The sequence below is a fragment of the Exiguobacterium sp. SH31 genome (assembly GCF_001816105.1).
Classification (GTDB): domain Bacteria; phylum Bacillota; class Bacilli; order Exiguobacteriales; family Exiguobacteriaceae; genus Exiguobacterium; species Exiguobacterium aurantiacum_A.
The window spans coordinates 1-7427 of the sequence record NZ_LYTG01000021.1; the positions used below are offsets into that span (position 1 = coordinate 1).

Genomic DNA, 7427 nt, shown 5'->3' on the forward strand with positions numbered 1-7427 from the left:
GCTTATAAGACTTTAACCGTGACCGTCTTGCGACCGAAGTTGATGGCCGCACTTTGCGAGTACATGAGAATGTCGATCTTATGTCCTTTGATAGAGCCGCCTGTATCAGCCGCCGTGTATGTGCCCATCAACTTCCCACCGACATACACTTGTACTTTAGAACCGAGCGGGATGACGCGCGGGTCGACAGCGACGACGTTATGTCTTTGTGTACGAACGTTCCATCCGAGTGCCGTCTTACCTGAACACCCTTTGCAGTATGGTGTGTAGGCAGAAGCGTTCATCGTATACGATTTCACGCTCGCTTTCGCAACCGGTTTAACGGTGCGTAAGTATTTTGTTGCGATCCAACCGGCCTTACCTTTATAGTTGACGCGAATCCAAGCTCCTTTTGTGCCAGTGCGTTGGAGTTGTTGTCCTTTATTGATTTTTCCAAGTACCTTACCATTAATCGTAGCCGCTGAGCGAACGTTCAATCCGTCCACTTGGCTTTTTACATAAATTTTAGAAGACGCCTCTACTGGTTGTTGCGGTAAAAGCATGGCGAATGTCATGACCGTCAGTAATAAGACCGTTCCAATTTTTTTTAACATGAGGTTCGTCCTTTCCTAGTCGGTTTGTTTTGTCGTTTTTCATAGTTGTCAGTTCTTGGTGATTGTTACGTTCAAACATAAACACGATGCGTCAAGACGAGTTATGTTTCGTCCAGATAACTATATGACGAAACAACCGGACGTGCGTTTACAACTAAAATTCATTTGAATGACACTAAAATTACAGGAGTGTTACAAAAGCGGACTATTTTAACGGGAGATGACAACTTTACAGACATACCACCTTTTACGTCATATTAAATCCCAATTATTGGTTTTAATATGACTGAAACGTTACAAACGTATCGTTTTCCGACTCTTTTTATTACAGTCAGCGTCTTTCGAATAATTCTTTAGACACAATTTGCCCGAATGAACTATGACAAAAGAACTAAAAAAAGTCGCACTGTTCGAATGAACAGCGCGACTAGAGAAGTTAAATTGTGTGGATTAAGCGTGTGTTTCTAAAAGGTTTGCGATCCGAACTGTATCGCGGGCGATGACCAGTTCTTCATTCGTCGGAATGATGATGACTTTGACCGGCGAATGCGGATAGTTGATGAACAACTCTTTGCCGCGTGCTCCGTTGTTGAGTGATGGATCCCAGTAGACGCCCATGAATTCAAGACCACGCAGGATACGCTCACGAATGACGTCAGAGTTTTCACCGACACCCGCCGTGAAGATGATGGCATCGACGCCGTTCATCTCAGCAGCGTACTGACCGATGTAACCGTGAATCCGGTTCGAGAAGATTTTAAGTGACACTTCAGCCCGGTGGTTACCTTCTGCTGCAGCTTGTTCGATGTCACGTAAGTCACTTGAAATACCCGAGAGACCGTAAACGCCTGATTCTTTGTTCATGACGTTCAATACGTCTTCAGCCGACTTGCCCGTTTTTTGCATAAGGAACGGGATGAGGGCCGGATCGAGTGATCCTGAGCGCGTTCCCATCGTGATTCCTTCAAGTGGCGTGAAGCCCATCGTCGTATCGATCGAACGACCGCCGGCAACCGCCGCGATTGACGCCCCACTGCCGAGATGGCATGAGATCAAGCGCAAATCTTCGAGCGGACGACCGAGTAGCTCAGAAGCACGTTGCGTGACATATTTGTGGCTCGTCCCGTGGAAACCATATTTCCGTACACCGTGTTCCGTGTAGTACTCGTACGGGAGGCTGTACAGGAAGTTTTCTTCCGGCATCGATTGGTGGAAAGCCGTATCAAAGACGGCGACTTGTGGCACGTTCGGCAAAATCGTTTGGAACGCACGAATCCCAGTCAAGTTAGGTGGGATGTGAAGCGGTCCGAGTTCGACGAACGATTCGATGTTCTTCATAACTTCCTCATCGATCACGACTGAATCCGCGTACAGTTCTTTCCCGTGAAGCACACGGTGCCCGACGCCCGAAATTTCGTCGAACGACGCCATGATTCCAAGGTCGATCAATTTTTCGAGCGCGAGCTCGACCGCTTCTTTATGTGTGTGGAGCGGCGTGACGACGTTGAACTTTTGCCCTTCGCCGTATTTAATAGTAAAGATCGCATCGTCTTTTCCAACGCGCTCAACGAGACCAAGCGCGAGCATATTCTCAGATGGCATCTCGAGAAGTTGGAACTTCAGTGACGAACTACCTGCGTTGACTGCCATAATTTTTGTCATGTCATACACCTCTTACCTTTCGATTTAAACACGTTTCTTTATCTGTTCTCTTTAAAACCGATAACTGTATCATAATGAAGATACTTGATATGGCATATGTTTTTCAAGTCTTTTGCCCAAGAAATATTATGTTGTTTTAAACCATTCATCAATCTGTTTCACAATATTGGCAACAGCTCGCACATCAGTGAACGACGGCAACTCGACGAGGAGCGCTTGTTTCGGGCGCGTGACGCCCTCTCCTTGCTTCTGTAAGATGAGGATACTCTTCGCATACCGTTCATCTTTGAACATTGTCGTCGGCAGTTGGAGGACTCCTTTCACGACCGCTTCTCGGTCCATCCACTGTTTTAATTTCCCTTCATCATCCTGTTCAAACAAATTGTTCGGGATGACGAAGACACCATGGCCTCCCGGCAACGTATGCCGCATCGCCTGCTCAATCATCAGGAAGTGAGAGTAGGAATGACCTTCTTCTCGCTTCAACTCATAACCGCTCGCCACTTCGTCGTTCGGATAATAGCCGATCGGCAAATCGACGAGTGTGAGGTCACTCGGCTCGACGAACAGCGGTGCAAGTGCGTCTTGATGGAAGTAAGAAACCGGCTTTTTGAGCAAATTGCTGATCGCATATGACAAACGAAGCATCAATTCATCGACTTCGACGGCTTGTGCGGTCGCGTCTTTCACTTGCGATAAAATGGCGTGGACGAGAGTCCCGGTGCCGCTTCCGAGTTCAAGCACGTTCGCTCCGTCTTTGACGAGCTTCGTCGCTAAATATCCGATAAATAAGCTGACCGCGTCCGGTGTCGGTTGATGGTTCGGCGGAAGCGTTGTCGTCTCTTCAAGCACAAGCAGACTCACTGCCTTGCGCACGTCATCCGGTTTCTCCGATTCAACGTCGACTCGCTCAAACACTTCGATCAAAGCTTCGAGCGGCAATAAATCGAGGTCGGCCACCAATTTTTTCGTTTCTTTCTTCCAATCTCGGTACAACTGTTCAAATCGTTCCATAGTCGTTCATCTCCTCCATACAAAACCGGCTCTCGTTTCGAGAGCCGGTTGGTTAACTACAATATAGTGTAAGCTATTCGTCCACGTTTCGCCAAGTGAATCAGTTTGCCGCGTCGAACGCTTCAAGCGCCGCGTCAAAATCGACTTCGTCTGTCATCTCATCCATATACTGAACGTATTGGATAGTTCCTTCCGAGTCGATCACGAAGACTGACCGGGCTAGCAAACGAAGCTCTTCCATGAGCACGCCGTACGAATGCGCGAACGACTGGTCGCGGTGATCTGACAACATGATGACGTTATCGAGACCTGACGCCGCACACCAGCGTCGCTGGGCGAACGGTAAATCGTTCGAGACGGTCAATACCGTTCCACCGAGCGATGCCGCGTTTTCATTGAACGCACGAGTTTGCGTGTCGCATAGTCCTGTATCGATCGACGGGACGACACTAATCAATTTTTTCCCTGGGTAAGACGCGAGCGACACTTCTTCGAGTGCAGTCGTGAGGGCGGTGAAATCGGGTGCAGCATCTCCCACTTTCACTGGATTCCCTTGCAATGTGACTGTATTCCCTTTAAATGTTGGCATCAAATCATCCCCTTGTTCTGAATTTTACTTCTTCATCATATCGATGGTGCCGTCACGAAGACAAGCATCCTGCTTCAGACGGCCTGATTGTCATTTTCCCTATATCGGACGCCTAAAACAAGTTATAATGAAAAGGACACAATTGACAAAGGGGATGATTTAGATGAGAAACAACGTGTATCTGCACCATCGTAACGTCAACGAGTTCACGAAAGAGGTAAAAAAATTAAGAGAGATCGGGGAGAAACACGGTTTCAACATCATGGACCGCCCGGAAGATGCCAACATCATCGTCGCCATCGGGGGAGATGGCGCGTTTTTACAGGCCGTCCGTTACACCGGATTCCGTCAAGACGCTATCTATGTCGGTTTCGGCCGCGGCCTCAACGAATTTTACTGTGACTTCGATATACATAAACTTGACGAAGTCGACCGTTTATTCTCGGATAACTCTGCCCGGATCGAAGCCGGTCTCGAAGTGCGGAAGTATCCGCTCTTATCCGCTTCGATCAATGAATCGTCGCCACTCCTCTGCCTGAACGAGGCATCGATCAAATCGAGTATCATCAAATCGCTCGCGATCGAAGTCTACATCGACGACCTCCACTTCGAGACGTTCCGCGGGGATGGAATGGTCGTGTCGACACCGACCGGATCGACCGCCTACAATAAATCGTTGAATGGCGCGGTCGTCGACCCGCTCATCCCGTGCATGCAAGTGAGTGAAATCGCTTCAGTGAACAACAACCGTTACCGCACGCTCGGCTCAGCGTTCATCGTCCACGATTCACGTAAGCTGTCGCTCCGCATCGTTGAAGACGGAAACGATTATCCGATTATCGGTATGGATAACGAAGCGCTTAGTTTGAAGTATACAGACCGGATCGACATCGAATTGTCGGACAAGGTCGTCAAAACGGTCAAGTTGAAAACCAACTCGTTCTGGCACAAAGTGCAACGCTCTTTCTTCTGAACTGACAAAGGCTAGTCGTCCATCGCGGACGACTAGCCTTTTCTCATGCTTTGATGACGTCCGCCTCGTAGACGGGCGAACCTTCGACGACGGTCATGACAAGTCGGTTGCTCAAAATATCTTGTCCGTTCAAGTCGAAGAAATCCTCTTCCCATACGGTGAACGTCGCATTATAGCTTTGAATCAACAAGCCGTCACGGCCATGCGTCCCAGTCGCGACACGTGGTGAGTAGGTGAAACTCCGTAGCGCTTCGTACATCGACAGACGTTCCGTTGGATTCAGTGCACCCGACGCTTCAAACGATTGTCGTGTCACAGCGGCATAGAGCCCCTTCCTGACGTCGACAGAAGAGATCGGGGCATCACTACCCCCGAGTACGAGCGCACCTGTATCGAGCATCGATTTGAACCGATACGCGTCGTCGACCCGTTCGTTGCCTAGGCGATCGAACAACAAGTCCATATCATCCGACAAAAAGACCGGTTGCGCGTCGATGAGTACCGGCAACGCACTGATCCGCTTCAACAGCGAATCGTTCAATAGCGAAGCGTGGATGATGCGGTCGCGCGTCCCTCGTTTCGCCGGATACTTCTCGAGCAGCGTGATGAACTGCTCAGCCGCCGCATCTCCAATGACATGAGCCGCAACGTTCATCCCGTATGAGCGCGCCTTTTTGACGAGCGCCTCGAGGTGGTCCGGGCGGTGGACTTCGATCCCGCGCTGCCCGACTTCATCAGCATACGGCTCGGACAAGAGCGCCGTCCGACCGCCGAACGAACCGTCGACGAAAATCTTCATCGCCCCGAAGTCGAAGCGCAGGCGCTTCGCAAGCGCATCTTTTTGCAGCAATTGATCAACGACTTGTTCATGGACGAGCAGATGGGCATGGAACGGCAGTTCTTGAAGCACATCTTCATATGCTTGAATCGTCTCGAGCGGGTCTCCGTGGTAGAACAAGTCTTCCGTGTGGGCTCCGACGATCCCATGGGCGAACAACGAGGCGACGGCCCGACGGATCGAGGCGACGTTCTTCTCACGATTTCCGCCGAGCTCTTTATGGAGCAGATCGAGCGCCGCATCGTACAACACGCCGTTCAATTTCCCGTCGTCATCACGTCCGAGCTTCCCGCCTTCAATGACGGTGTGATGAATGAGGCCTAAGCGCTCGAGGCCTTTCGAGTTGACGACGGCGACGTGGCGACAGACGCGCTTTAAGACGACCGGGCGATCCGGAATGACGGCATCGATCATCTCACGTGTCGGCATCTGTCCGAGCAGACGATCGTTAAAGCCTTCAGCGACGATCCAGTCGTCCCCTCCCGACTTCGCTTTCATCGCTTCGAGCAAGGCGTTTAAATCCGTCGTCTCGGTCGCGTCGATGCGGTCGAGCGCCTCGCCATATCCGATCAAGTGGATGTGCGAGTCCGTGAACGCCGGATACACGCTCTTCCCTTCGAGGTTCACAATCTGTTTGATCCGGCCCGCGTATGTACGGCGAAGATGACCTTCCTCCCCGAGTTTCAACACGCGTCCGTGCTCGACATACATCGCCCGTGCCATTTCATGTTCTTTGTTCAGCGTATAGATCTTTCCGTTTACCCAAAGCGTTCCCATCACAAAATTCCTCCTCGATTCAAAAAAGATTGACGTCTACGTTAATTCCCGTTTACGTCAATCTTCATGCATAGATTATTTTCGAAGCATATCTTGTTGTTCCATACCTTTTTCAACACGTTGACGGATCTCGCGAGCCGCTCCTTCGTCGAAGCGCCCGAGCACACGTTCACCGATTTCGACGGCCGTACCGTACTCGCCGTGTAAAAACTTGTTCTCAGCGAGCGTCAAGGCGACATGCACCTCGTTATCACGACGACGGTACCGATTCGCATACTGGAGCAACTGTTCCGCATACGTCACTTGCCGGAGCAGTGCTTTGACGCGGTCACGGAAGTTATCCATCGTTTCCTCGACATCGTGACTGAGGCCGACGATATACGTCATGTTGAACGGTGCCTTCTCGAACTGTTCATCTAGCGACTGCACCCCTTTTTGAAGTTGTCGCATGTCACTCGTCAAATCAGTCGGAACGACCGGCATCGCGCTCTTCGCCAAGAGGCGACGGTGAGCGGACAATTCCTTCTTCCATGACTCGAGTTTATTCCGAACTTCGAGCTCTTCTTTACGAAGCGAGTTCGTATTTTCGATAAACCGTTCATGCATCGCACCGAACTGGTCGAGTGACCGTTTCGCATCTTGCACTTTTGATTTGATCAGACTGAACGGAATCACCTGAGCGACGAGTGCTTGTTCGATATCGAGGACGTTCGCAGCGAGCACCGCACGTTCCCGGTCCAATTGTTCGAACTCCTCACCGACCCGGGCATTGATCTCATAGTTGCTGACAAGCCGCGACATCTCTTGGTGAAGGCGCGTCATCAATTCGTTCGTCTGCCGTTCGCGTTCTTTGACCCCAGCAAACTCTTTTTTTACGTACTGCCTTGCATCGACCTCGGAGCTGAACGCCTCGAACAATTGATCGATATCCGAACTGAGTTGCTGCATGTCCGTTTCAAAGTGTTCAAAATCAAGCTGTTC

General features: G+C 50.4%; 7 protein-coding genes. 1 reads left to right on the forward strand and 6 read right to left on the reverse strand.

The annotated features are described in order from the left end of the window. Positions 1-2: 2 nt before the first annotated feature. The 4 genes from A6395_RS16215 to tpx all read right to left on the reverse strand — a co-directional run bounded on the left by A6395_RS16215 (position 3) and on the right by tpx (position 3858). A complete protein-coding gene (locus A6395_RS16215; RefSeq protein WP_071397831.1) occupies positions 3-593 on the reverse strand; it encodes a 3D domain-containing protein in 591 nt (196 codons plus the stop codon). Positions 594-1043: 450 nt separating this feature from the next. Beyond that, complete coding sequence (locus A6395_RS03145) at positions 1044-2255, reverse strand: acetate kinase (RefSeq protein ID WP_070329492.1); 1212 nt, start codon at positions 2253-2255, stop codon at positions 1044-1046. A gap of 126 nt (positions 2256-2381) precedes the next feature. Next, entirely contained in the window at positions 2382-3269 is an 888-nt protein-coding gene (locus tag A6395_RS03150; protein ID WP_071397832.1) for a class I SAM-dependent methyltransferase, read from the reverse strand. Between the two features lie 100 nt (positions 3270-3369). Beyond that, entirely contained in the window at positions 3370-3858 is a 489-nt protein-coding gene (gene tpx / locus A6395_RS03155) for a thiol peroxidase (protein ID WP_071397833.1), read from the reverse strand. A gap of 163 nt (positions 3859-4021) precedes the next feature. Between tpx and A6395_RS03160 the strand changes: the two genes are divergently transcribed. Further along, on the forward strand, positions 4022-4831 hold the full coding sequence (locus A6395_RS03160) for an NAD kinase (RefSeq protein ID WP_071397834.1): 810 nt from the start codon (positions 4022-4024) through the stop codon (positions 4829-4831). A 43-nt stretch (positions 4832-4874) separates the two neighbouring features. Here A6395_RS03160 and A6395_RS03165 read toward each other — a convergent pair whose 3' ends face one another. Both A6395_RS03165 and A6395_RS03170 read right to left on the reverse strand, forming a co-directional pair. Further along, a complete protein-coding gene (locus A6395_RS03165) occupies positions 4875-6446 on the reverse strand; it encodes an amidohydrolase (protein WP_071397835.1) in 1572 nt (523 codons plus the stop codon). 75 nt (positions 6447-6521) lie between these two features. Beyond that, the coding region (locus A6395_RS03170) for a septation ring formation regulator EzrA (protein ID WP_286203272.1) at positions 6522-7427 on the reverse strand (906 nt) is incomplete at its 5' end.